The 25497-nt window shown below is 44.7% G+C and carries 26 protein-coding genes and 1 pseudogene; 9 read left to right on the top strand and 18 right to left on the bottom strand.

Translation table 11 applies throughout. The features are described from left to right. Positions 1-36 precede the first annotated feature (36 nt). Both AC5EF3_RS14035 and AC5EF3_RS14030 read left to right on the top strand, forming a co-directional pair. Positions 37-990, top strand: coding sequence for a cell wall hydrolase (locus AC5EF3_RS14035; RefSeq protein ID WP_015826970.1), 954 nt, complete (start codon positions 37-39; stop codon positions 988-990). 247 nt (positions 991-1237) lie between these two features. Continuing rightward, positions 1238-3262: a TonB-dependent receptor domain-containing protein gene (locus tag AC5EF3_RS14030; RefSeq protein WP_493548492.1), complete on the top strand. Its 2025-nt coding sequence runs from the start codon at positions 1238-1240 to the stop codon at positions 3260-3262. A gap of 62 nt (positions 3263-3324) precedes the next feature. Here the strand turns inward: AC5EF3_RS14030 and nadC are convergent, their stop codons facing one another. The 8 genes from nadC to AC5EF3_RS13990 all read right to left on the bottom strand — a co-directional run bounded on the left by nadC (position 3325) and on the right by AC5EF3_RS13990 (position 11507). After that, positions 3325-4182, bottom strand: a complete 858-nt coding sequence (gene nadC, locus AC5EF3_RS14025) for a carboxylating nicotinate-nucleotide diphosphorylase (protein WP_493548491.1) — start codon at positions 4180-4182, stop codon at positions 3325-3327. Between the two features lie 46 nt (positions 4183-4228). Then, on the bottom strand, positions 4229-5806 hold the full coding sequence (locus tag AC5EF3_RS14020; RefSeq protein WP_493548495.1) for an L-aspartate oxidase: 1578 nt from the start codon (positions 5804-5806) through the stop codon (positions 4229-4231). 7 nt (positions 5807-5813) lie between these two features. Next, positions 5814-6302: a hypothetical protein gene (locus AC5EF3_RS14015; protein ID WP_493548490.1), complete on the bottom strand. Its 489-nt coding sequence runs from the start codon at positions 6300-6302 to the stop codon at positions 5814-5816. Between the two features lie 124 nt (positions 6303-6426). Beyond that, the gene (gene nadA, locus AC5EF3_RS14010; RefSeq protein ID WP_015826976.1) at positions 6427-7599 is read right to left on the bottom strand and encodes a quinolinate synthase NadA; all 1173 of its coding nucleotides are present in this window, start codon (positions 7597-7599) and stop codon (positions 6427-6429) included. Between the two features lie 242 nt (positions 7600-7841). Next, entirely contained in the window at positions 7842-8951 is a 1110-nt protein-coding gene (locus AC5EF3_RS14005) for an acyltransferase family protein (RefSeq protein ID WP_493548489.1), read from the bottom strand. Between the two features lie 39 nt (positions 8952-8990). Continuing rightward, a complete protein-coding gene (locus AC5EF3_RS14000) occupies positions 8991-9722 on the bottom strand; it encodes an SGNH/GDSL hydrolase family protein (protein ID WP_493548488.1) in 732 nt (243 codons plus the stop codon). A gap of 67 nt (positions 9723-9789) precedes the next feature. Next, positions 9790-10722, bottom strand: a complete 933-nt coding sequence (locus AC5EF3_RS13995) for an NUDIX hydrolase (RefSeq protein ID WP_015826979.1) — start codon at positions 10720-10722, stop codon at positions 9790-9792. 65 nt (positions 10723-10787) lie between these two features. After that, the gene (locus AC5EF3_RS13990; RefSeq protein ID WP_493548487.1) at positions 10788-11507 is read right to left on the bottom strand and encodes a YfbR-like 5'-deoxynucleotidase; all 720 of its coding nucleotides are present in this window, start codon (positions 11505-11507) and stop codon (positions 10788-10790) included. A gap of 157 nt (positions 11508-11664) precedes the next feature. Between AC5EF3_RS13990 and AC5EF3_RS13985 the strand changes: the two genes are divergently transcribed. Then, on the top strand, positions 11665-11814 hold the full coding sequence (locus AC5EF3_RS13985) for a hypothetical protein (protein WP_015826981.1): 150 nt from the start codon (positions 11665-11667) through the stop codon (positions 11812-11814). 75 nt (positions 11815-11889) lie between these two features. Here the strand turns inward: AC5EF3_RS13985 and AC5EF3_RS13980 are convergent, their stop codons facing one another. The 4 genes from AC5EF3_RS13980 to ygfZ are packed head-to-tail and all read right to left on the bottom strand — an operon-like array spanning position 11890 to position 13780. Next, entirely contained in the window at positions 11890-12132 is a 243-nt protein-coding gene (locus tag AC5EF3_RS13980) for a hypothetical protein (protein WP_493548486.1), read from the bottom strand. Beyond that, a complete protein-coding gene (locus AC5EF3_RS13975) occupies positions 12129-12338 on the bottom strand; it encodes a hypothetical protein (protein ID WP_493548485.1) in 210 nt (69 codons plus the stop codon). The genes AC5EF3_RS13980 and AC5EF3_RS13975 overlap by 4 nt, the downstream gene beginning before the upstream one ends. Further along, complete coding sequence (locus AC5EF3_RS13970; RefSeq protein WP_493548484.1) at positions 12335-12934, bottom strand: DNA-3-methyladenine glycosylase I; 600 nt, start codon at positions 12932-12934, stop codon at positions 12335-12337. Before AC5EF3_RS13970 ends, AC5EF3_RS13975 begins: the two co-directional genes overlap by 4 nt. Positions 12935-12955: 21 nt before the next feature. Beyond that, positions 12956-13780, bottom strand: a complete 825-nt coding sequence (ygfZ, locus tag AC5EF3_RS13965) for a CAF17-like 4Fe-4S cluster assembly/insertion protein YgfZ (protein ID WP_015826984.1) — start codon at positions 13778-13780, stop codon at positions 12956-12958. Between the two features lie 112 nt (positions 13781-13892). Between ygfZ and AC5EF3_RS13960 the strand changes: the two genes are divergently transcribed. Beyond that, complete coding sequence (locus tag AC5EF3_RS13960) at positions 13893-14729, top strand: ion transporter (protein ID WP_015826985.1); 837 nt, start codon at positions 13893-13895, stop codon at positions 14727-14729. A gap of 253 nt (positions 14730-14982) precedes the next feature. Here AC5EF3_RS13960 and AC5EF3_RS13955 read toward each other — a convergent pair whose 3' ends face one another. Continuing rightward, a complete protein-coding gene (locus AC5EF3_RS13955) occupies positions 14983-16791 on the bottom strand; it encodes a response regulator (protein WP_493548483.1) in 1809 nt (602 codons plus the stop codon). A gap of 238 nt (positions 16792-17029) precedes the next feature. Further along, positions 17030-17428, bottom strand: coding sequence for a TIGR02301 family protein (locus AC5EF3_RS13950; protein WP_015826987.1), 399 nt, complete (start codon positions 17426-17428; stop codon positions 17030-17032). A gap of 180 nt (positions 17429-17608) precedes the next feature. Between AC5EF3_RS13950 and AC5EF3_RS13945 the strand changes: the two genes are divergently transcribed. From AC5EF3_RS13945 to AC5EF3_RS13935, 3 genes are read left to right on the top strand one after another with little or no spacing between them, the layout of a single operon-like run. After that, positions 17609-18055, top strand: a complete 447-nt coding sequence (locus AC5EF3_RS13945) for a hypothetical protein (RefSeq protein WP_493548482.1) — start codon at positions 17609-17611, stop codon at positions 18053-18055. Between the two features lie 2 nt (positions 18056-18057). Continuing rightward, positions 18058-19482, top strand: coding sequence for an FAD-binding oxidoreductase (locus tag AC5EF3_RS13940; RefSeq protein WP_493548481.1), 1425 nt, complete (start codon positions 18058-18060; stop codon positions 19480-19482). Positions 19483-19499: 17 nt separating this feature from the next. After that, a complete protein-coding gene (locus AC5EF3_RS13935; RefSeq protein ID WP_493548480.1) occupies positions 19500-20483 on the top strand; it encodes a hypothetical protein in 984 nt (327 codons plus the stop codon). Positions 20484-20505: 22 nt separating this feature from the next. Here the strand turns inward: AC5EF3_RS13935 and AC5EF3_RS13930 are convergent, their stop codons facing one another. The 3 genes from AC5EF3_RS13930 to AC5EF3_RS13920 form a co-directional block, all read right to left on the bottom strand. Further along, positions 20506-22401 (bottom strand): monovalent cation:proton antiporter-2 (CPA2) family protein, encoded by a 1896-nt coding sequence (locus AC5EF3_RS13930; RefSeq protein WP_493548479.1) that lies wholly within the window; start codon positions 22399-22401, stop codon positions 20506-20508. Between the two features lie 91 nt (positions 22402-22492). Next, a complete protein-coding gene (locus AC5EF3_RS13925) occupies positions 22493-23104 on the bottom strand; it encodes a 2-hydroxychromene-2-carboxylate isomerase (protein ID WP_493548478.1) in 612 nt (203 codons plus the stop codon). Positions 23105-23113: 9 nt separating this feature from the next. Further along, entirely contained in the window at positions 23114-23848 is a 735-nt protein-coding gene (locus AC5EF3_RS13920) for an SDR family oxidoreductase (protein WP_493548477.1), read from the bottom strand. Between the two features lie 120 nt (positions 23849-23968). Here AC5EF3_RS13920 and AC5EF3_RS13915 point away from each other — a divergent pair, with 120 nt between their 5' ends. Then, positions 23969-24484: a winged helix-turn-helix transcriptional regulator gene (locus AC5EF3_RS13915; protein WP_493548476.1), complete on the top strand. Its 516-nt coding sequence runs from the start codon at positions 23969-23971 to the stop codon at positions 24482-24484. 159 nt (positions 24485-24643) lie between these two features. Here AC5EF3_RS13915 and AC5EF3_RS13910 read toward each other — a convergent pair whose 3' ends face one another. Further along, positions 24644-25102 (bottom strand): tellurite resistance TerB family protein, encoded by a 459-nt coding sequence (locus tag AC5EF3_RS13910; RefSeq protein ID WP_015826995.1) that lies wholly within the window; start codon positions 25100-25102, stop codon positions 24644-24646. A 199-nt stretch (positions 25103-25301) separates the two neighbouring features. Between AC5EF3_RS13910 and AC5EF3_RS13905 the strand changes: the two are divergent. Then, positions 25302-25497 (top strand): annotated as a pseudogene (locus AC5EF3_RS13905) (hypothetical protein); the annotation flags it as partial.

Genomic DNA, 25497 nt, shown 5'->3' with positions numbered 1-25497 from the left:
GGCGATTGTCCGGGGGGGACGATCTTGTTAACTTTTATGAAATCGACTCGTTATATACTCGATAGTTCGTTGGCGTTCCTTGCGGGCGCGTTGAACCGGTTAGTGATGATGTCGGCTGAAGAAAAACGGCAAATGCAACAACGTGCAGTAGGGGTCGCTTGTGCGGCCGCGGCGGCTGCATATGGTGCGCCTCAAATTACTGCTCACGTTAGTGTTCAAAAGACAGAAGAAGTTTTTCTGGGACAAGCGAATGAGCTGGCACAGCTTATCAATACATCTGCAGACGGTCAGATTGATATTGAAGGCATAGACATCTCCAAGCCTTGGCGTCAGCAAGTTGCATATGCATCTGACAGTGAGATTGTTCCGGGTTCTTTGACGAAGGCGTCTTTTGACGTTGAAAAAATTGATCCTGTTGTCGATGTGATTGCGAATTTCTCTCCGCGTAAGCAGATTGAGGAAGTTAGAGAGCAGCGCCTCGAACACTTATGTTTGGCTGAAGCGATTTATTATGAAGCACGTAGTGAAGAATTAGGTGGACAATTAGCTGTTGCCGAAGTCGTAGAGAACCGCGTCGCTTCAGATCGATACCCTGACACAGTTTGTGATGTGGTTTATCAGGGACATACACGTGTGACTGGTTGTCAGTTCTCATTCACTTGTGATGGTTCATTGCGTCGTAAACCTCGCGGTGAAGCATGGGATCGTTCCATCGAAGTTGCAGCATTTGTTATGATGGGTCTTAGCGACAAGACTATGACGGGCAATGCCACACATTATCACACAGATTATGTGACACCTTATTGGCGTTCTAGCCTTATACACACAGAAACAATTGGTACTCACATCTTCTATCGCATTCCAGAGGCTGAAGAGTGGAGAACAGTCCGCACACAACAAGCCAAAGCGAATGGCCTGCGTGGTATCCAAAAAGTGTCAAACGTTGTGACGTCTGATGATTTGAACAAAGCTGCTGAAAAAGCGCTGTAAGTTTTATAAAATTGAATACACAAAAAAGCCGCTCAGATATCTGGGCGGCTTTTTTGTTTGGTATGAAGTGATGGGAAATCTCTCATTGCAAAAGGCGTGTGAGCATATTTTTGCAACAAGCATAGTGACCGATAGGTGGTTCATGCTGTCCCACCAAATTAGAGACACTCTGAGATTGACAGCCATTCTTAATAATGGTTCCTAGCGCACTGCGTGTTAGTGAGAATTATTCTCAGGGGAGGGTTGTATGAATAAATGTCAATTGATGAAGGCCACAGCTTTGATTGGTCTTAGTGTTATGTTTGCTGGTCAGGCCTTGGCTCAGGACAATCAGGATGCTGCAAACACGGATGTCCAAGATGCTGTTATTGTATGGGGAACAGCTGTGTCGTCAGACTCGCTCTTTTTGGGTGAGCAGGAATTGGCAGTTAAACAAGCGGATCACTTGTCAGACCTTCTTCGGACATTGCCTGGTGTAGATATTGGTGGAACGCATTCACTGAATTCACGCATTAATGTGCGCGGTATGGATGATAGAAATCTTGATGTGTATATGGATGGTGCGCTTCAGACGAATTATATTTATCACCACATCGGAAATATACTCGTAAATCCAGACATTTTGAAATCGGTTGAAGTTCAACCAGGTGCCACTTCCGTTACACATGGTGGAATAGGCGGCGTTATTCGTTTTGAAACCAAAGATGCTAAAGACCTGTTAGCGACCACTGAAAACCAATTTGGTGGCCGCTTAATGGCTGGGTATAATTCTAATGCGCAGACGTCGTTTTCGGGTGCTGGTTATGGTCAGATCGCTGAGAAAGTGGACGGGTTGATTTACTTCAACCAAGTTGATCGCGATAATTTTGAAGATGGTGATGGGCTTGAGACGATCGGGTCAGACGGCACGACTAAGAATTATCTTGCCAAACTGGGATTTGATATCACTGAAAACCAGCGTATCGAATTAAGTTATGATGTCTTTGAGGATGCAGGAGATTATACTCAGCGCCCTGATATGGGTGTTCTCACAAATGCAGCGATTACGGGCGATATTCTGCTTCCGACTGAATATTCTCGCAACACACTGAATTTGTCATATGAGCTTGATCTTGGCGAATTGTTCCGTTTAGACGCTGTTTATTCCATGAATGATTTGGAATTTTGGCGCGATGAAACAAATCCAAATCTTGTTGCGCGCACACCTCCTGCTGTCAAAGAGGCCGCTGCAGACAATCAGGGTGTAAACATCACTGCGTATACGGATTTGAAATCTGGCAAAGTGAAACATGCTCTAACCTATGGTTTGCAATATTTCGATCAAAACCTGACCTATGATGGGAATTTGGATGTTTCTGATGTTGCCGCAGAATCTGAAAATGAAGCCCAAACAATCGCGCTATTCTTAGAAAATGAGATTAGTTTTGCCGATCGTTTTTTCCTAAGACCGGGCGTACGCTATACCGACTATCAGGTGGATTATATTGATCAAAACAGCTCCTCTTCATATGATGACGTGACCTTTGGGTTGGGTCTTGAGGCACGTGTCACAGATAATCTGGTTTTAGAAGGAAGCTATCTGGAATTATTTAAAGGTCCTGAGCTGCCTGAAATTTTTGGCGGGAGTGGTGAAAATAAAGTCGCAAACATCAATCTAACTCCTCAGTCAGGCGAGAATGTTGAATTAGGCGTGAAGTACACAACCGGTTTTGGACTCGCTGATTTGGCTTTTGGATTGCGCGCTTTCAAAACAACCATTGACGATTACATCGATGACCAAGGTACGATTGATGCCAATATTGGTACGTATGAATTGGAAGGGTATGAAGCGAGTGCACGTATCACAATTGATGATTTCAGCCTAACGACAACTATTGCCGATTCTGATCATGATCGCTCTGGCCTAACACAAGCGCCAAGTTCTGAAAGCCTGCGGGAAACAGGTCAATCCATCGGTATTGAGGCAGATTATTTTATCACATCCTTGAATTTGTCTTTGAATTGGAATTCTCAGATCACAACTGATGTGACGACTGCGTCTGGAGAAGACAAAGAAGGGTATAGCCTGCACAATATCTCAGCGCGTTGGGATGATGCTATTGGTGTGTCTGGATTATCTGTGACGGCAGGTATCGATAATCTTTTCGATGAGGCTTATACCTCACAAGCGTCACGCACTGGGGCGACTTTTCACCCTGTATTCGGCGCTCTTGTTCTTAATGATGTTGAACCGGGCCGAAATGTGAAGCTAACTTTGGCCAAAACTTTCTAAATCAGTTTGGCAACACAAATACCAAGCGAGCCCTTAAGCGGGTTCGCTTTTTTGTTTGGGGATCAGCCATAATCCAATCCGACATCCAGGTTTACAGCTGAGTGGGTAAGTGCGCCGACTGAGATAAAGTCTACGCCGCTTTCGGCGATAGCATTCACAGTAGATAGGTTCACACCGCCTGAGGCCTCTGCTTTGCAACTGCCGTTTATCATGGCGACAGCTTCGCGCAGCATATCGGGTTTCATATTGTCGAGTAGGACAGCTGTTGGTGCAAAAGGGATGGCTTCTTTAAGCTGTTCAAGTGTGTCCACCTCTATTTCGATAGAGCATAGATGGCCAACGGAGGCTTTGGCGCGTTCCAATACGGCTTTAATGCTACCTGCAGCTGCGATGTGGTTGTCTTTGATCAAAATGGCATCATCCAAGCCTAGACGGTGGTTTACGCCGCCACCGAGCCTTACAGCGCGTTTTTCAAGGGCGCGAAAACCGGGGGTGGTCTTGCGAGTACATACAATGCGCGCCTGCGTGTGCTTGACTTCATCGACAAATTTGCTTGTCAGCGTCGAAATGCCAGATAGAGGGCCGATGAAATTTAATATCATGCGCTCTGCTGTCAGGATGGATCGGGCAAAGCCTTTCAAGCGAATAAGTTCAGCGCCTTTTTTAAAAGGTTTGCCTTCTTCGTGTAAAACTTCCCATTCTAGATCGGGGTCGACAATACGTGCTGCTAATCTTGCAGCATCATAGCCTGCTGCAATGCCAGGTTCGCGTGCGTTTACTGTGGCGATCATTCGCGTATCCGCTGGTATTGTGACATCTGTTGTGATGTCGCCTGCGCGGCCAAGATCTTCGCTGAGTGCCAAACGGACAAGAGGTTCGATTATAACATCAGGAAGCGGTGGGATAGGCAGAATGTTCATATAAAAATCTCTTTGTGTGCGGCATTCATTTGTAGCACGGCCAAGCTTAAGCAGCTTGAATTGTGTTATCCATTGGAATGCGCGTGATTATTGGCTTTAAATCGTCACTTTTACTAACATAAGTGCGGGCAGGTGCATCTTCCTGCGGGTAATCGGTGCGGTAATGTCCGCCGCGGCTCTCTTTGCGTTCAAGGGCTGCGCGCGCAATCATGCGGCAGACAGTGAGCGCGCGTGCACCGCCGCGTACATCTTCTTTTTCTTCAATCCAGTTGCAAAGCAATGTGAGGCCGTCTTTATTGCGAGAAACACCAGCATGATCGGCCATCAGAATGCGAAGGGCTTCTAGGTCTGTAGGATCTAGGTCAACAGGTGGTTGACCAAATAAAAGCCCTTGAGCGCTGGATAATGTTGCTTCGCGCAGGCGTGTTGCAATGCGGTCAGCAAATACAACAGCTTCTAGCAAGGAATTGGAGGCGAGGCGGTTTGCACCATGTGCACCGGTTGAAGAACTTTCTCCGCAAACTGATAAGCCATCCAAGGATGTGCGTCCCCAGATATCGGATACAACGCCGCCCATGTGGTAATGCGCGGCAGGCGCGACTGGAATATGATCTTTGCGGGGGTCTATGCCTGCGGCTTCACAGGCTGCAAAAACTGTTGGGAAATGGTGTGGGAATTCGTCACCCACAGCTGCTATTGTGTCGAGAAATGCGCCGCGACCTGCCATGCGTTCGGCATAGATGGCGCGGGCAACTTCATCACGAGGAGCCATTTCGCCTTTTTCATTGTAATCAAACATAAAGCGGCGACCATTTTTGTCGCGCAATACGGCACCTTCACCGCGCAAGGCTTCTGTAGCAAGCGGAGCAGGGTCACGGTCAACATCAATGGCTGTGGGATGAAATTGCACAAATTCTGGATCAGCAATTAAAGCGCCGCATTCATACGCCATGGCAATGCCATCACCGCGCGATGAACGCGGGTTGGTTGTGACTTGAAATAAACCACCTGATCCGCCTGCGCATATCACAGTTTCCAGTGCCAACATTCGATGGGTTTCACCTGATGCTACATTTTGTGCGACGATGCCCCCAATGCGGCCATGCTCATCTTGTAATAATGATATGGCTTTGACGCCTTCGATTAGCTCTATATGGCCAGCTGCTCTTGAGGCATTCACCAAAGCTTCCATAATAGCGGCACCGGCTAGATCGCCGGCAACGCGGGCCACACGCGGATGGGAATGTGCAGCTTCAAGGCTTAAAGCAAGCGCGCCATTCTCTGTTCTGTCAAAAGGGACGCCTAATTCTAAGAGGTCTCGCACACGTTCGGGGCCATGGGTTGCGATGAGGCTTGCGACAACTGGTTCAACAAGGTGTCCACCCGCTGCGATCGTATCTTTTGCGTGAAGCGCTGGACTATCTGCTGGATGTAGCGCTGCTGCGAGGCCACCTTGCGCCCAAGATGATGACGCTGCAGTGCCCAATGGCGCAGGAGAAATGACCGTACATTTTCTTGGAGCAAGTTTTAGCGCAAGGAAAAGGCCTGCAAGACCGGCACCGATGATGAGGATGTCGGTGTCACTTCTGGACGATGTTGAATTTTCCATATTGTTCACGGTCATACTTTTTTCAGGATATTGGCGAGGAATCGCGCTTGAAGAGGACATAAGCTCGGCTGGCGCTTTCCAGCGTGCCGACCATTTCATCATTTGATTTTATCGTTAGGCGCCAATCATCAGGTGCGTACCCATAGGGCTGGGGCGTTTGTTTAACGATATTTTCGATTTGGGATACAAAAGCTGCTTCATCACCTTCAATGAGAAGGGAGCAAGTCTGCTCAACCTCACCATATTGGCCGGGGCATCTTTCATAGGTCGTAAATTCACATGTGTATGCGTTAGGTTGGGGTGTGGCCATAATTGTCATACGGCCGGTTAGGTTGCAGAGGCCTTGATTATAACTACCTGTTTCGAAGACCCATGCACCAGCTATATTCGTTGAGACGTGTTCGCGAGCGTCTTCTGCATTTGCAGCGGTTGGAAAAAAGGCCGCAAATGTAGCAAGTGCAATCGTACTTAAAAGTATCTTCGACTTTGAAAATGATGACTTAGCTGTCATGGCTGGGCATCCTGTGGCTGAAAAACTGATTAAACTCAATCAGATTAAAGCCTGCAACGAAATAGCGGTGGCAATGTGACATGGTTATGGCAGGTGCCACCGCCGCGATTTTTAGCAAATATGCTTATTTAACTGCCTCAAATTCGACAGGGCGTGACTCAACTTCGATGTCTATCGGTTTGAGGCCTGTTTGGAAGTCTGGCGGTGTTTGCATTTTGGGAAGGGCCAGCATTGCATCAATAGCGGATTTTGCTTTGATGCGTGTTGCTTCTTCGATTTCCACCTCATATTCCATATTCACAAGGCAATCATAGATGTTTTCAACTGTGATGCGTTTCATGTGTGGACAGAGGTTACAAGGTTTAACGAACTCCACATCTGGGTTTTCCATTGCAACATTATCGCTCATGGAACATTCCGTCAGTAGGATAACTTTGTTTGGTGATTTTTCTTTTACATAATTGGCTAAGCCAGATGTAGAGCCTGCATAATCTGCTTGGGTTAGCACGTCTGGCGGACATTCAGGGTGGGCTAATACGACAACGCCGGGGTGGGCTTCGCGCATGTCGATCACGTCTTGTCCCGTGAATAATTCGTGGACCTCACAAGCGCCTGCCCATGTGATGATTTTGATGCCTGTATTTGCCGCAACGTTTTTCGCAAGATATTGGTCTGGCATCAGGATAACTGTGTCAGTGTTCCAATCTTTTGCAGCTTGTTCAACAACTTGAACCGCATTGGAAGACGTACAGCAGATGTCGGTTTCGGCCTTAACTGCGGCGGATGTGTTCACATAAGTGACCACTGGGATGCCAGGGTATTTTTTTCTAATCAGGCGGATATCTTCAGCCGTGATAGACGAAGCAAGGGAGCAACCTGCACGCATGTCTGGGATAAGAACAGTTTTTTCTGGTGCGAGGATTTTTGACGTTTCGGCCATAAAGTGCACGCCGCCTTGCACAATGATATCAGCATCTACTTCCGCTGCTTCACGGGCAAGCTGTAGACTGTCACCACGGAAATCTCCAACAAGGTGGAAAATGTCCGGTGTCATGTAATTGTGCGCCAAAACAACCGCGTTTTTTTCTTTTTTGAGCTTGTTTATCGCATGAATAAGAGGGGCATAAGTTGGCCATTCCATTGGTGTGATGAAGTCTTTGACTTCTTCATACAGATGATCAACGGCTGCTTTGACCTCGTCATTATAGGCTAGGCCGCGCGCTTGGGATGGGTTTGCGTGACGCTTATCCAGATTTGGGATCTCGCAAACATTTCCTGCATCAATAATACGTGCCATTTTCAGCCCCTTTATTCTTTATGGTTCATATCCCGAATGCCATGAGATGACTGAGGGGAACCTTTTACTCAATATGAGTATTATGTGGGTAAGCATCAGCAGATTTCAAGATTTAGCCTATAAGTTTTAGGGGAAAATCCGAATAAAGCTGGGCTTTTGCCCAATTTGAGTACAAGTTTACTATCCAATTTACCTTGTTTTGACAAGGTAAAACGTGATTGAGACTTAAGAAGTTAAAACCCTTAACTACTAAGTTTAACTGAAAGCCCACCTGCACGCATTGTTTTTTTCAAGGCAATTGAGCGCAGAAATGTATTCGATGGTTTTTCGATCCACTTGAATAATAAAATAGAGGCAAGGAAAGTTACAGCAATACTCATAACTGTAGCAGTCGATATTGACACAATGTTTATACCGACAAGAGGAATAAGCACTTTAATTATTACTTGAAGAATATATGGGTGAACTAAGTATAGAGAATAAGACGCGTCACCTAACAATTGAGAAAAGGACCAGACTTTTCCATTGGGTACTTTTATCGTCACCACGCCAAGAAGGAGTATCGCGGCAGGTAGACCGAAGGCAAACTCGCGATTCAATGGCAGCTGCACAAAATTCTGAGCTAAGATAGCAATAGCTGCTAAGGGCCAAAACGGCTGAAGGGCTTTGCAGACATTGGGGAAGTGGCGGAATATAAGGTAAGATACGGCACCCCAAATAAAGTTTAGCATTATTCCAGATGTGTAGAATTGAGCGATTGTTGATGTTGGTTTGGTGACATACCCAGCTAGGATCAAAAGTGAAATGATGGCGATGCAGACGTATATCTTGAAGCGGCCAGCTATCATCGAAATAGCAAAAATGACGTAGAAAAACATTTCATAATTTAATGTCCATCCCAGAAATAGCAGAGGCTGTACAAGTCCATTTTCTTTTGCGTACGGAATGAAAAAGAGTGATTTCAGCAGGTTTGGTATATCGGCACTGGTAGAATTGAGAAGAAATGGTGCAACTATCGCTATAAGGAACACGCCAAATGTGAGCAGATAATAGAGAGGTAGGATTCTACATAAGCGTTTAATGAAGAATGATATTGGGGAGGTTTCTTTTTCAGCTGCGAAGCAAATTATAAAACCACTGACCACAAAGAAAACATCAACCCCAAAGGCCCCAACAGAGAAGACGTTTCCAGAAAACAATCCGAAATCGTTATTCATTGCATCAAAAAAATGGAAGAAAAATACACTCAACGCTGCAACGGCTCGCAAAATCTGAAGAGAATCGATTTTAAAAGCGCCGAATGTGCTCGGTGCAATTGTGGTCGGTGATGCGAAAGAGATTTTGAATGCCATTGCTGCAGCCTTTAAAAATATTTAAAGACTTTCAAGCAATTAACGTGCCAAAATAGTTTCGGCCATTTTTCTGTGCAGACCTAGGTTCGGGTGCCAGGAACAGCCCCAATCTGATTTGTTTATTTCAATTGAATACAGTGAAATAAATTTCGTTACTTTTTGGACTGCAGGGGAGGCATTTTGAATGCCGCGCAACGTAGCTTCAGTTACATTCTTGGCATCGTCGCCATGTAACATGGGGCCAACGAGGCTTACAATTTCAGCGTTGGGGTATCGCTTATTCAATATTGTTAGTAATTTTGTATATGTTTGAGAAAATGTGGGTTCGGGATTGAAATTGGCGAAGTCATTGGTGCCCAATTCAATCAGAATAAGTTCTGGTGCTTTGTCCTGAGTTGGAAGAATTTCGGCATCATTCTCAAATATTGTACTCGACATTGTAGGTGACGCGAATTGATTGTAGTTAGATACAAGCCCGTGTCCTGATTTTGCTATAATCATTAGTTCTGCATTATATGAATTGGCAACCAATGCAGCAAAGGACTTATTTGGTGCATGCATATCAGGCGTGAGTGCACATTGGGTTGAGGTGCCTTTTGCGCCCTGACCTAAAGCAATTGAGTCTCCAATTACGAGCACATTTCTTATCAATGAGGTATCTGTTGTGGATTGAGCTTTTTCCTCATCTGAAGCAGATGGATGGACTTTCGCTGAGCATTGCAAAGAAATACAAAAAGAACTTAATAAAATGATGAAGGTAGAAATTTTCATTTCTAGTTCCTTGTGTCAGAATACAGACAATTGGTTTCTTCTGTCGGAAGCAAATTTCATACCATTTTTAAGTATCCCGCCTTTGATGTGGTGTCGCTATGCCTGATGCGATGGTTTTGCGTAGGGTTTCTTTGCGACAACGAAAAAGTTCAGCAGGGCGCCCGCCTGTTGTGGTGGCATATTCTCCGAGGCCTTCGACCAGTTCCGATTTTTCAATTGAGCGCCGGAAATTTTGCTTGTGTAAGGATTGTCCAAGCAGGGATTCGACGGTTTGTTGAAGTTCCAAAAGGGTGAATTTGTCAGTGATAAGTTCGAATATGACTGGGCGGTATTTGATTTTTCCGCGTAGTCTCGAAATAGCCGTGGCGAGGATACGTCTATGATCAGAGACCATAGACTGGTCTGAAATTGGTTTTGATGCGCAGCTGCGGCCATCACGGATAGACTCTGCTGCTAAACCAGCTTCATAGAGAAGTTCATATCTTTCTAATACGCGCTCTTCTATCCATGGTGCATCATCAAATCCAAAAGCAAGCTTTGCGCGTTCTTTGCGTGAAATTGAGTCTCCCGCCCAATCCATGAGAGCGGGTTTGATTTCCGCTTCCAATATATCTGGAATGCGATCACGATGATCTTCCCACGGGAAATAGCGATACCAATCGCGCCAGACAGCATTAAATGCACCGTCAATTTCTGTGCGCTCGGGGGTTAGTCCCAGATATCCTACAGAGATGATGCGTGCATTGTCAGGTGCATTCGCCATATCTGCTTTGGGCAGTTCGCGGCCATGGTCTGCGAATGTATAAAGCTGTTCAACATATCCTGGCTCGAATCCGGTTTGGGTATGTACCCAATCACGCAGACCTTGCTCCATTGTGCGGTGGTTAGCCGGATCAAAAGCTCCAAATGGTAAGCCGGAGCGCCCTTCGCTATGGCGGGTTACCAATGCATAAGGGGCTTTGGAATTTGCTGCGACGATAACAGCTGAAAGACCGACCATAATGGGCTGGGTATTGTGCACGGTTTAGGACAACCTTGTTTTAGATAACTCTATCTTTGTGTGAATCACTTGCCGTTTTTCTGATCTAATTCATGCAATAATGTGTGGAAACGATCAAGAAACAGCTTTTGAGCTTGGGGAATAGCCAATGGTGTGACGTCTGCAATCAAGCCAGTCGGCGGCTCAACAAAAAGGCGTTTGGCCTCTGCTTTGTCAAATCCGGCAAGGTGGATAGCTTCAAAATATGCACAAATCAGATCTGCTTTTTTAATGGCTTTTTTCAAACGTTTTGGAATGGCTGCAGTCAATCCAAAACGCATGTGAATGGCATGTTCTAGTCTTGTCTCCACATCCTTATAGCTGTCACCCAAAATTGCTTTAAATGGAGAAATCATATCGCCAATCACATATTCAGGTGCATCATGTAGAAGAGCAGTTATTTTCTCCTCTATTGGCATATCTGGATTTAGGGCTTCACATATCGCTTCAACAATGACGCTGTGCTGGGCGACGGAAAAAGCATGATCACCTTGGGTTTGTCCATTCCAGCGCGCAACCCTAGCAAGCCCATGAGCAATATCTTCTATTTCGATATCCAGCGGAGAAGGGTTTAAAAGGTCCAGACGTCTTCCTGACAACATTCTTTGCCAAGCGCGTGGAGGTGATTTCGACTTCTTTTTCAAATTAGCAGGTGAACCTTGCGTTTTTGAGTTTTGGGAAGTGGTGTCATCTGACGGCGTCGTAGAAGAATTTAAAATTGATACGGGTGAAGCAGGAAACGTCATAAAAATCTCGAAAATTAGGAAAAAGCTGTAAACACATGCATTTTTATCTAAAGGTTACCAGAAAAGTGGGGCTTGTTTACCATATTATTGTTGAAGACTCAGAGTTTATTAAGCCCCTTGAGTCATATTGGTCTAGCTCCGTAAGAGAGAGACAAATATGATAAATATGATGGTGGAAGCATTGCAGCAACCTGTAGTGTTATGGATGGTTTTAGCAGGTGCGGTTTTGGCTGTTCTGTTTGAAGCCTACAAGGCAAGTCCCGATGCCCTTTGGGGTGATATACTCGGCGATGAGTCTAATGATTAGAAAAAAACTCCCGTCTTAGGCGGTATGGGTGATGAGAGACGGGGGCGATATTTATATCGGCCCCGTTTTTCCATTTTAATCGGCTTTTTCGGTCTTTAAAGTATCTGATACCACGGCATCAGGATCTTCAGTTCCTCTGATTTTACTTATGCAATCAAGTCGGGCTACAGGCCAGTTCTGAAAAGTCTGAAAACATTTTGCGATGGCGGCATCATTTTTTTCTTCAACTGTTTGCGTCGGATTTGAAGCACATGCCGAAAGCAAAGCAAAAGCTGTAAAGCTGGCTAAAATGGAAGTTGGTTTGAAAACTGAGTTCAATTGATGGACTTCTTTTCTTTTTCAATGCGATCTTTGACGTCACGTTTATATCGTTCTTCTTCGACGCGGCGTTCGCAATCGCGTGTGTCATTGCCAACTTCTTGGCGACATTCATCTAGCGCTCGTTGCGTGTGCATATCTTTGCCTAAACTCGAGCATGCTGTGAGCACGAAAGTTAAAGCAAGAATGGATAAAAGGGGCTTCATCGGTAAAACTCCTGAACCTGTTTATGCCGTGGGCAACTGACTTCATGATCATTGACCATGCCAACGGCTTGCATCGCGGCATAGACAATAACGGGGCCGCAAAATTTAAAACCGCGCTTTTTCATATCTTTTGCGATAGTTTCAGAAAGTGGCGTTTTTGCGGGGACATTCTTCCAATTATCAAGTTTGTTGACAATGGGTTTGCCATCGACAAAATTCCAAAGATAATCTGAAAAAGTTTCGCCCTTGTCACGCATATCTAAATAGATTTGAGCGTTAGAGATTGTCGCGGCCACTTTTTTAGGACTGCGGATTATGCCGGGGTTTAGAAGCGCTTTGTCTATACGCGCTTGATCCCATTTTGCTATTTTTTCTGGATCAAATCCGTCAAATTCTGCGCGCATGGTTTCCCGCTTACGCAGAATAGTAATCCACGATAAACCTGCTTGGTGCCCATCTAGCTGAAATTTTTCCCAGAGCGCACGACTATCATATTCAGGAACACCCCATTCTTCATCATGATATCCGCGATAAAGCGTGTCATGCAAAGGGGCCCAGCCGCAATAGGGGGCTGTCTCAGGTTTGGTTTCTGCCATAAGCTGCTCCTGATATTCTTATCAGGACGATGTCACAGCTTCTATCTGCTCTGCAAGCCAGTCTGGAGATATTAATTCAGCTTTTTTGTCTGCTGCAATAAACTCAGTTTGCCCTTCTGCTTGGGCTTTTGCTAAGCGATCAATTCGGATGCGTGCGAGTGCATAATCAGACGTGCTGGAGCTGATTTCACCAAGTAATGTTTCACCTAAATATAAAGGCGTTGTCGCATCTGGTGCACCATTGGGGAAATGGAAGGCGAGTGTGCGCCGGCGTGCTGTGCCGCGCCGTTTCATACGAGACACGACTTCCTGACCGACGAAACATCCCTTTTTAAAATCAATGCCGTTTAGCAAATCCATATTGATGTCAGCGGGGAAGACTTCATTGTCACCAAAGTCTTTGCCAAGTTCAGGCACATTCAGTTTTATGCGCGTTATATTATAATCTTTGCGCGATGTGTTTTCCCAAAGGTCTTTAGGTCCAATCTGACGTTTAGGCATATCTGGGTGGCGCGGGTCGGGGTGCCCATCGTCGATGAAGGCATAGACTCCAAGGTCATCTTTGAGGGAAATATCGACTTGTGCCTTTAGGCGAAACATTTTGAGGCGTTTCATCAGAGCTTCGTCTGCTTGTGCTGGCACATCCAGCAGGAACCCCGTTTCGGTCTTTAATAGAAGAAGATCACATATAATTTTACCTTGCGGCATCAGTAATGCTGCATACCGCGATTGCCCCATTTCCATATTGAGAACGGAATTGGTTAGAAGGCCATTTAAAAATGTTTCCGCATCTACTCCGTCTACACAGAGGACGACGCGGTTTTCCAGACAGACAGGTTTGCTCATGCTTATCATGTAAGGGCATAGACAATATTTTTCCACTGTCTTTTCGTGCTTGTGCATTTTAATGCATAAGATATTGATTCAAAAGTCATTGAACGAAAGAGAATAAAGTCAGATGGAGCAGAAGAAAAAAAGTCGCGGCAAATTAAACCGGACGCTATTTTGGCTCTATGAAGGTGAGGGGCGTACGCCATTCATATTCCGATGGGCATTATTGGTGCTGGACTTTCTCACTATCGCTTTTTTCCTATGGGAACCATTCCATTCTTGGCAGCGGACATTGGTTCATGAATGGGCGATGCCTATTGATATTTTTATTGCCTGTTACATTACTGTTGATTTCTTTGCGCGTTTTTACATCGCCAAAGATAAGCTCAAATTTTTCCGGCAAATCCATAATATGGCGGATGTCTTGGTTGTTTTGACGCTGATAGCACCGATCTTGTTTGAGAATCTTGCTTTCTTGCGGGTGCTACGGATTATTCGAATTGTGCGCGCGTTTACGTTTTTGCGTCGCTTAGAAAAAGTCTCTCGATTTATTGATCAACATAGGCGTGTGATCGACCGGGTCACCAATTTCGTGGTTTTCCTCTTTATTATGTCGGCGATGGTGTATGTGAATCAGGTTGGGCGAGAGGGCTCAAATGTTAAAACGCAGTTGGATGCGCTCTATTTCACAGTCACGAGTCTAACGACAACCGGATATGGAGATGTGTTACTTGTCGGGCAGGGCGGTAAAATTTTATCCATCGTTGTGATGTTGCTTGGTTTGACTTTGTTTGTACGGATGTTGCAGTCAATTGTCGCTGATGACGATAAATCTGACATCGAATGTCCGGCGTGTCGCTTTAAAGGTCATGATAAGGATGCAATACATTGTAAAAGGTGCGGCGCTGATCTTTATCAAAAGAAAATTGAAAATACGGCTTCAAAATCTGAAATTGCCAGCTGACAAATTGTTTATGTTTAAATTCATGTCAGCATCTTGGAATCGGTTCTGAGGCTTCTTAGATGAGATAAACAGACGATGTCATAGGATGACGTCTCTGCCGTTGGCCGTGTTTGATTATCCCCATCTTACCAGACATGGCCGGTCCAGTACCTGTCTCAATTTAGTCCCCCCCTTGTGAAATTGAGAACAGGTCGCTGGATCAGGGGGGGAACAGTTTGAATTGTGCTAAATTCTTTGGCTTTGCTAGTAGGGCTTAGCTCTGCTGGTTCTGATCGTTCATTTTTAATGTTTGATTTAATTCACCAATCAATTTGCGGGATTCAATTGGTTTTGAGACCACTGATTGCATTCCTGAATCCAAATATACGGCAATATTTTCAGGCGCGACGTTTGCTGTGACAGCGATGATTGGTATTTTTGCGTTTGGCGTGTCTAGTTTTTTTATCTCAATACAAGCTTCAACACCATTGATGCCAGGCATCATAATGTCCATTAAAATTGCATCATATCGCCTTTGAGATGCGCAGAGTTTAATGGCTTCCTCGCCACTCATTGCGACATCCACGTCTAAGTTATTTTCTGCAAGTAGGATGTATAAAATGCGTAGATTCGCAGGATGATCATCTACGCACAATATTCTCAATTTATGGGGGGCGGTATTTAGAAAAGTGTCATTGGGAGGTGAATCTTTCACAAATGGGGCTTGAAATGTGAAGAGAAAATGGGAGCCGGACGTTGAACTTTTCAATATTTCGATGTCACCCTGCATACGCTGGGCTATCAGTCTTGCTACATGGAAACCAAAACGCTTTGAGGTGTTGAATTGTATCGATGAAGCAGAGTTATCTGATGTGATTGATTCGTCTTCTAAATCATCAGTAGGCAATGCGTTTGAGTCGGATATAAGCATGCGTACGAATGTGTGTTCTTCAGTCGCTGAAGATATGCAGCTCAGATTTACTGTAATTTCTCCAGAATTTGTCGTGCGAATCGTTTTTGAAATAAGATTGTTGATAACTTGCTGGATGCGTGCTGAATCTACGAGCAATTCGCAATTGCACGCCTCATCATAATTAAGCGTTAAATAGATAAGCTTATCAGATGCTTGCGTTTGCCATATTTCCAAAGTGCGCTTTGTGAGTTCTACGATATTGTTGGGTGCAGGCGACAGCTTTAACTGACCGTTTTCAAGGTTGGATAGGTCTAAAAGATCATCCAATTGGGTAGATAATCCTTTGGCTGCATCACGCACTAACTCTCTAATACCTTTCTTCAGTTTAGGGTCTGAAGAGTTATCTAAAATTTCTAGAGAGCCCATCAGAGCATTCATAGGCGTGCGCAATTCATGGCTTGCCATTGCTAGAAAATTTCGCCTTTCCTTGTTTACTTCGATGAGTGCTTCTTTCTGGTTTACTAATAAGGCTGTCTGCACTGCCTGACTTGCTTTGAAAGTCAATGTAATCGCGCTGACATGGATAATATTGAGCGTTAAAAACAGAAATTGCAGCAATGCCATTTCTTGAGGGTTCAGTGCCGAAGGCACTCCCCATAGACCGAGTGCAGCCAAAGTCGTGAAGATAAAGGCTATTAAGAAAAATACGAGATTAAGTATAAGTTTTAGGTCTGTGTCCACCATCAAAATGGTTAGCATGATGGAGAGAAGGAATGGCGTCGCATAAGAGGTTGAGCCAGACGTGTGATAAGCTGTTTCAACAATTGTCAGAAGAATTGCAATGGTTGGTAAAATAGCCGGAAAAGAAAAGTGTGGCCATTTCATCAGGGAAATTGAAGCGATACAGCTTATAGTCGCACTCATGCACAATCCAATTTTTGATGAGGCATGAATGTTTTCAAAATTAAAGGCAATAATGACCGCTATTATGGTAGAAATAGAAAGCGTCACAATGAAAAATGCATCTGAGATAGATGCATGATCGACTTGTTTTCCGTTTATATTATGGGAGCGATAAAAGAGATATTGTAAAAACGATTTGGGTCTATTTTGTGAATTTGAGCCACGTGACTGAGTGGTTTCAGAAAATGAGAGATTCTCGTTCACCATTGTTTGAATATCTCCCCCTGTTTTTTTATATACGTTGACTTTAGTTTTTATGACAACGTTGTAAACTTTATTAAATTTGCAATTATAAAATCATTAAATTATGGGTAGTCTTTATTTAAGGTCTTATTTTGTTTGTAAAAAATTGAACATTTCCGTTAGGTAATGTAAAGAGGTAGATAGGCTGGTTTTTAAAAATAATTAAACAAAAATGTTCAGCATACAGTATTTGAGAATTGTTCTAATTCATGTATTGAGCGGCAATCGATTCTGCCATTCTTCTGCCCTTAGAGGCGAGAGTGACTTCTAGAATCGCAACTTTAGAGTCGCAACGGCTAAGGCGTTGGCTTTGAAATTTATAGCCACGGTTGAAAGCTGCAGTGAAAAGAGATTTTCGTTGTTGGGAAATTGCTTCATGTTTGAGGAAGTCACTCATGAAATTGCGCCAATATTGATCTTTAGAGCCATTGCAAAGTGTTCGGATATAATGAACTTCGCCCAATACACCGGCCAAATCACGTTTGATCGTTAAGCTCTGATCTGCTGATAGCTGTTGTGCATTTGCCGTTATGAAGATTGATGCTGCCGCTAGTGTCGAAAATACAAGCGAGCGCTGAATGGCTTTAAATGAATATCTCATTGATGCTCTAGCATTGTTTCAAAAGTCAGCAGCATTATACTAGCTGATATTAAGTAAGCGGGTTGAGAAAACTTTAGCTCGATAATATGCATTTTGAAACAAGTATTTGCCTGTCTCCAACTTTGTTCGTGCAGATTGCCATGATAAGCTGGCCAGGAATTTAAGCTAGCTTGGAATATTATGACGTCTCTTTATAAGATCCCGAAAATTATTGCCTTCACTGGATTGTTAACTGGGTGTTTTGTCTTAAATGCGGCAGCGCAATCGGAAAGGGAAACAAGTTCAAATATTTTATCCATGGCTGAAGCAAATGCTGAGCTTTTTGGCATATGGATGGAAGGTGAAACAGCACAGACAAAAGAAAGCTGGCGTGAGTGTATTCAGCCTGATGGTGTCACTTTCTATCAATTTGGCGGCGTAGAATTGGTTGGCAAACTGACCATACAAAATGACGGGAAGGCATGTTTTTCATATGAAACAAGTAATTATGAAAACGAAAGTTGCTTCCGAGTCAGTCGATCGGGGAAGGGCTATACTTTTTGGGGAGGTGTTGAAGGCATTTTCACAACAAAAAGCATTCAACACAATGTCGACTTTTGCCCTTCTAGAGATGTTCCAACGAGTTAAATGTGACAGATAACCCACTAAAAATCGAATTCATTGAGCAAGCCAAGCAAATTCTTGGCCCTTTAGGTTTTATTGATGCGCCCGAAGATATGGACAATTATCTGTCCGACTGGCGGGGCCGTATGAAGGGGAATGCTCCTTTTGTGGCGCGTCCAGAAACGGTTGAGCAAGTCTCTGCATTTATGACGCTTTGCGCTGAATATGGCGTGGCAATAACGCCCCAAGGCGGCAATACTGGGCTTGTCCTTGGAGGATTGCCCAATGGTGAAGTTTTACTAAGCACCAAACGTTTGCGGGCTGTACGCGACATTGATCCACTCAATGATTCTGTCACGGTCGAGGCCGGTATTATTCTCGCAGAATTGCAAGAGATTGTCGCGAAGGAAAACCGGCTTTTCCCTTTATCTTTGGGTGCAGAAGGTGAGGCGCAGATTGGCGGGTTGATATCAACCAATGCTGGCGGCGTTGCTGTGCTTAAATATGGGATGATGCGCGACCTCGTGCTTGGGCTAGAAGTTGTGATGCCGGATGGACGCATTTGGAACGGGCTGACAGGTTTGCGCAAAGACAATACGGCCTATGATTTAAAGCAGCTTTTCATCGGTGCCGAAGGCACGCTTGGGGTGATCACGGCTGCAACCTTAAAAATGATGCCACGCCCTGCTGTGAAAATGGTGTCATGGCTATGTGTAGAAAGTCCGGCTAAGGGGGTTGAGCTTTTAGCGCTGGCAAAATCTGAAACAGGCGGAGCGGTGTCTAGTTTTGAATTAATGCCGCGAATTGGCGTTGATTTCGTGCTTGAGCAAATGCCTGATACGCGTGATCCGCACCCAGATGCCAAATCACCTTGGTATGTGTTGATGGAGATATCATTTCCGCGAAAAGAAGGTGCACGCGATGTGCTGGAAGGCCTGCTTGAAAAGGCGTTGGAAGCTGAAATAGTCACAGATGGTGTGCTTGCCGAAAGTGAAACCCAAGCTTTTGAAATCTGGAAAATTCGCGAGACTTTACCTCTCGCTGAGAAAGCCTTTGGCAAAGCCGTCAAGCATGATGTGTCTGTGCCAGTTTCTGCCTTACCTGCCTTCATTCAGCAAGCCAATAAACTGGTTTATGCCATAGCCCCCAATGCAAATATCATCTCATTTGGGCATGTGGGGGATGGGAATATGCATTATAACGTCGCCCCACCAGAGGGCGTAGATGATGTGGAATTTAGCAAAGAATATGGTCCAGCTTTGACTAAAGCTGTGCATGATCTTGTGTGCGAGATGAATGGTTCAATCTCTGCTGAACATGGCATTGGTACAATGAAACGAGATGAATTGGCCGAGCGTGTTTCTGGTGTGGAATTAGATATGTTAAGAGCTGTAAAACGTGCGTTAGATCCAGAAAATCGGATGAACCCAAACCGGGTTGTTGGAATTTAATTTCTGTAGGGGGCATTATGTTTGGCTTGTTTGGCGGCAGTAAAAAATCAGAATTAAAACCTAAAAACTGGCATCCAGATATGGAAGTTGCATTGGAGCATATGAGAAACGGCAATTGGTCTGCCTTGTCTCAACTCCTAGCGAAGCAATCCAATAATAGCCGGTTTGCGCTCATTCAATCATGTGGCGTCAATGGAGACTTGGGGGAGTTTCATATGCAATTCCCTCAAACGAGCGATGCTGATGTGTTTGTTGGCGGTGTCAGAACGCAATGGGCATGGCGATATCGCGGCGGCGCTACGGCTGATCATGTCGGGCATGATGCAGCTATTTTATTCTTAAAAGAGTTGAAAGCAGCGACGGTACATCTGGACCGGGCGTTGGCTACTCAACCCGATAATTCTTTAGCTCAAGGATTTAAAATTCGTATCGCAATGGGATTGAACAATCGTGCAGAGTGCGATGCACTTATTGCAAGATTAAAACAATGCGATGATCCTCCAATGGAGGGCTTGGGAGCGGCTCTGCAAGCGCTTTGTCCCAAATGGGGAGGAAGTCTTGAGCAATTATTTGCGTTTGCGCGTGATGTTGCTCAACGTCAGAATATTCATGCCGCGCGGTATGCTTTGCTAGCTCGTGCACATATTGAGACGTGGCTTGATGCATTGATGGATGATGATGCGAGTGTGCGTGCAGACTATCAAAATTATCTGACCCGAGATGATGTGAAGCGTGAGATCATCGACGCAAATTCAGCGTTTCATGTTGAAATGACCGAAAATCTCAGCTTTCAAAACGATAGTTTTGCAGCTCAGTTTGCTCATAATAATTTTGGCTACGCTCTGTATCGTGCGAGACAGATGGAATTGGCCGCAACGCATATTGAAGCGTTAAAAGATAATCCAAGTGAGACACCTTGGGCGTATTCTTTTGGTGATTCCATCTCATCAAAATGGGCTAAGCTTAGAAAACAGGCCGGATTACCAAAAGAAATATCTTAGGCTTGAGTAGTGGCTTATTAGATTATTTTGATACGATATCGGTAGGCTTTGCTTTTGTTTTTATCTCTTCCATTGTGCGGCGCAATTCGGGTTCGCGGTCGTCCATCATTTCACGCACTTTAGCGAGGAATTCTTTATTCTCATATGCTGGAATGTTGATGTCGTAAGCATCTGCTGTTCCCAGCATAGCTTCTTTATCCCATTCATCGAATGCATCTTTCATTTGTTCGGCGGTTTCGTGCGAATGGCCTAATGCTTCAAGCGCTGAGCGACCAAGCCGTAGTGAACTATCATATGTTTCACGTACAATATCGCGACATCCCAAACTCCATAATTCATAGACATGGTCACGGTCTATCGCGCGGGCGATAATGTGGAGATCTGGGTAGTGCGTTGATGCGTATTTTACGAGCTTGTTTATTTGAGATTTTTGATCAATGAGAACAATGAGTAGTTTTGCATCTTCTATGCCGGCAGCATGAAGAAGGTCTGGGCGTGTCGCATCTCCAAAATATGTGTGATTGATGCCAAATGCTCGCATAATGTCCAAATGCTTTGAACTGTAATCAATAACGGTTGAATCATAGCCGGCACTGCGAAGGAGACGGTCAACGATACTACCTACGCGGCCACGACCAGCCATGATGATTTTACTTTTGGTGCTAATGGTATCAGCTTCGCGCGCTTGGCTTTTATTATATTGAGGCGCGATGACTTTGTCATAGATTATGAAAAGGGCTGGTGTGATCAACATAGAAAGCGCCACAACTAGCATGAGCTGATCTGCAATATCTGCTGGTATTATATGATTGGTGACTACAAAAGTTAGCAGGACAAAACCAAACTCACCTGCTTGTGCTAAGCCCAAAGCAAAAAGCCATTTGTGCTGTCCGCGAATGTTGAAAATAAAGGCGAGCACCATCAGGATACTGGCTTTTAGCACAATGAGCCCAAGCGTTAGGCCGAGGACGTTTGTAAAATTGCCGAAGAGAAGTTCAAAATCTATGCGGGCACCAACCGTTATGAAGAAAATGCCAAGCAAAATACCTTTAAAGGGTTCGACATCCGATTCTAATTCATGACGATATTCGCTATTGGCAAGCACGACACCGGCCAAAAATGCACCCAGAGCAGGCGATAAGCCGACCAAATTCATCAATAGCGAAATACCGATAATGAGTACCAAGGCTGCGGCAGTAAAAAGTTCTCTTAGATTGGCAGCCGAAATAAACCGGAAGATTGGGCGCGTGAGATAGTTTCCCCCTAAAATGACCACTGCTATCGCACCCAGAGTTACGAGTGTTGTCTGCCATCCATTTAGATGTTTGACGAGGCTAAGATCGCCTCCATGATCGCCAGCTTCTGCACCATGGCTTGCAGCCTGAGCAGCAGCTTGCGCAATATCAGGAGAGGCAAGCAATGGCATAAGGGCCAGCATTGGGATAATGGCGATATCTTGAAAGAGAAGAACGGAAAAAGAGCTGTGGCCACCATCGCTTTTCATGAGGCCTTTTTCATTGAGTGTTTGTAAGACTATCGCGGTTGAAGAAAGCGCAAGCACGAGCCCAATTGCTAAAGAGATTTTCCAATCCAAGCCCAACACAATTGCGACGACCATGATTAGAATTGAGGTGAGAAAAACCTGTCCACCACCTAGCCCGATGAGGCGATTTCGCATTTTCCACAAAAGCTTTGGTTCCAGCTCTAATCCAACCAAAAATAGCATCATGACAACGCCAAATTCAGCGAAATGCTGAATGGACATCACATCGACATGTAAAATGCTGAGAAGTGGACTGATGGCAATGCCCGCGATCAGATATCCGAGCACCGAACCAAGCCCTAAACGTGAAGCTATGGGCACTGCAATCACCCCAGCACACAGGAAAACAAAAGCTAGGAGGAGAATGCCGGTCATATGGGTGATTCCTAGATTTAGCGGGGATAAAGTACACGCTTAATCTAGGGCCACGTTGAAATGAATGCTAGTTTTTAAGTGAAACTTGCAATCATTTTAATTGAGCAAATATCTCTTCTTCAACATCACGCAGTGTATTTTTGCCGAAAAACATTTCATCGCCGACATAAAAAGTGGGTGCGCCAAAACATCCACGTTCAATGGCTGCATTTGTATTGTTTAAAAGGGTGGCTTTCACCTCGTCAGTTGCAGCGGCTTCAATGATAGCTGAGCCATTAAGTCCGGCATCGTTGATGACATCTAAAAGAATTTCAGCCTTACCTAAATCTTTATCGTCAACCCATGATGCTTTACATGCTGCGTCAAAATAGGGAGATAATTCACCGCGCGCTTTGGCTGCAACAGCACAGCGCTGCATCAGCACGCAATTGATAGGAAAGGCGGAGTTCATTTTAAAATTTGATATTTTGTGCTTTTTTAAAAAGCGTCTGAATTCGAGCATTTCATAGTCAAATTTGCCTTTGACATTGGCCATCGCCATCATGGGGGGCTGGTTGTTCGTGGATTTAAAAATGCCGCCCAACAAGACAGGGATGTAATTGAATTTGACGCCTGTGCGCTTTTCTATGTTGGGGATGACTTGATGAGCCAAATACACATTCGGGCTTCCAATATCGAATATAAAATCAACATTTACAGTCATGATGGTCTCCTACCAGCTTTCTTTCCAAGGGCGCAGATCTAGTTCATGTGTCCAAGCTGTGCGGGGTTGATTGTGGAGCATGACGTAAGCCTGAGCGATATGTGCGGGGTTTATGATGGCATCTTCTTCGCGCATTGCATCAACATTGGCGAAATTGTCGCGAATGAAGTTTGAATCAATTGCACCATCAATGAGGGTGTGGGCCACATGAATATTTTTGGGGCCAAGCTCGCGCGCCATAGATTGGGCTAGGGCGCGTAGGGCGTGCTTGGCCCCTGCGAAGGCAGAGAGGTTTTCTTTGCCACGCATACTTGCGGTTGCTCCGGTGAAAATTATCGTACCAGAGTCACGCTTTAACATGTGTTTTGCAACTTCTCGTCCCATAAGGAAGCCGCTAAAGCAAGCCATTTCCCAGACTTTGCGGTAAACACGGGAAGTTGTTTCTGTAATTGGGAATTGGACATTTGCGCCTATGTTAAACACAGCAATTTCAATCGGCGCTATTTCTGTTTCTATTTTTTCGATGAGCGCAATCATCTCATCTTCGTCTCGTGCATCAGCAGGAAAAGCATGGGCTTGATGTCCGTTTGCTCGGATATCCGCTGCAAGATTTTCTAATGCGTCTGCATGTCTTGGTCTGCGTACGAGGCAAGATATAAACCCTTCAGCGGCAAAGGCTTTGCCGATCTCAGCGCCAGTATCATCACCAGCACCAATGACTAAACAGGATTTTGATTTGGACATAGTGCAAGCCTTATTCAGGGAAAATCACTGCTGATAATTTGGTTTAATAATGAAACCAATATATCATTTGGTTTTTATTTGCAACCAATATATAAGAAAATAAACTGACCGGAGACACTTATGACTCAAGACCACACGCAATCCTGTCCAATAGCGCGGGTGCTTAATATATTTGGTGATAATTGGACGTGGTTGATTATCCGCGAAGCATTTTATGGAGCATCTCGTTTTAAAGATTTTGAACGCAATACGGGAATTGCTAAAAACCTTTTAAGCAGCCGACTTAACCTTTTGGTCGATCGCGGCATTTTTGAAAAAGTGAATATAGGCGAGCGAGGCACACGGTTTTCTTACAAGCTCACACCCAAGGGCAAAGCCTTGCGCACTACGCTTTATGCGATGCTGCAATGGGGCAATGAACATCTTTATGGTGAAGGCGAAGAGGCTGTTGTTTTAAGAGATAAGAAAACTGGAAAATTAGTGCGTAAAATGTCGTTGATATCTGAGGAGGGGCAACCTTTAGAGGCGCACGAGGTTCAGGTGGAAATTGGACCATGCGCAGAACCTGAAGTTATCCAAAAATTGGAAAGAGCTCACATAGCCATAGAGGAAAAGAAACGTGCTGCCCAAAGCTAGATGTAGAAGGCGCGATAGATATAAAATCTCGCGCATATCTTTGGTTTTGTAGGAAAAATCTACTTTTACGGGCTGGAGTATAAAGTGCGGAATCGTATGTTTAGCCAATACACAAAAACGTATGGCGTGGTGTAATCCGCACTTTCTGTTTGTTGAGTTTTAGCTTTTCATTGCCGCTTCAACACGCTGGCGGGCGTGGGCAGAAGTGATTGGGTCCAATCCAAGCATTTCGACAAGTTTGCGCACAAGCGTATCTTCATTTGGGTGGCGTTCTTCATCTGAAAGAATGACACTCCATAGACCTTCAAGCACGATTATTCTGTCTGATTCAGGAAGGCTTGTTTTGATGAGGTTTGTAAATCGGAATGTATCAACGCATTCGTTTTCAGCGGCTTCACCTTCAATTCTTAAGGCAACCGATTCTTCACCGCGTAGCTTGTAAATATGGGCGAGAATAGAGGCGATTAGATCACGCTCTGTGTCTGTATAATCCTGATCAACATGCGCAGCATGCACGAGGAGTGCGGCAACAGCAGTACGTGCGTCGCTCTCGTTTAGGAATTCAGGTTTACTTGCTTGCGTGTCGCCTTTGAGGCGCTCTAAGAATGATTTTAACATGGTTAAAAATTAGGGTGGCTTGTTGAATGTGGCAAGCTATAAATCGCTTTGCATCTGATTTTTTTGAGTGTTGAAGAATGCAATTGGGCGAGAGAATGTTTCCATAGCAGGAATAAAAAGCCAGATTAATCATATTCCGGCCATGAAGCTTTTGCTAAGGTGGCGAGAAGATCAGTCAAAGGTGTAGGTTTTAAGCCGCATGTTCAAACAGATAGCAAGTAAAATGAACACACCCAAAGGCACACAATGGGGACGTAAGTTCTCCATGGTGGCATTGGTGTTCTCTCTGATTTTAGGTGCTTTTATCGCTGTTTTTTCTGCTAGCCGTCCACAAATTTCGCCGAATGCAGCGCTCTTTTTGTTTGCATCGGCATTGGTGGCTTCAATCCTGATTG

It is taken from the genome of Hirschia sp. (assembly GCF_058892565.1).
Note: the sequence above shows the minus strand (reverse complement) of the source record. Positions and strands in the feature narration are given on the sequence as shown.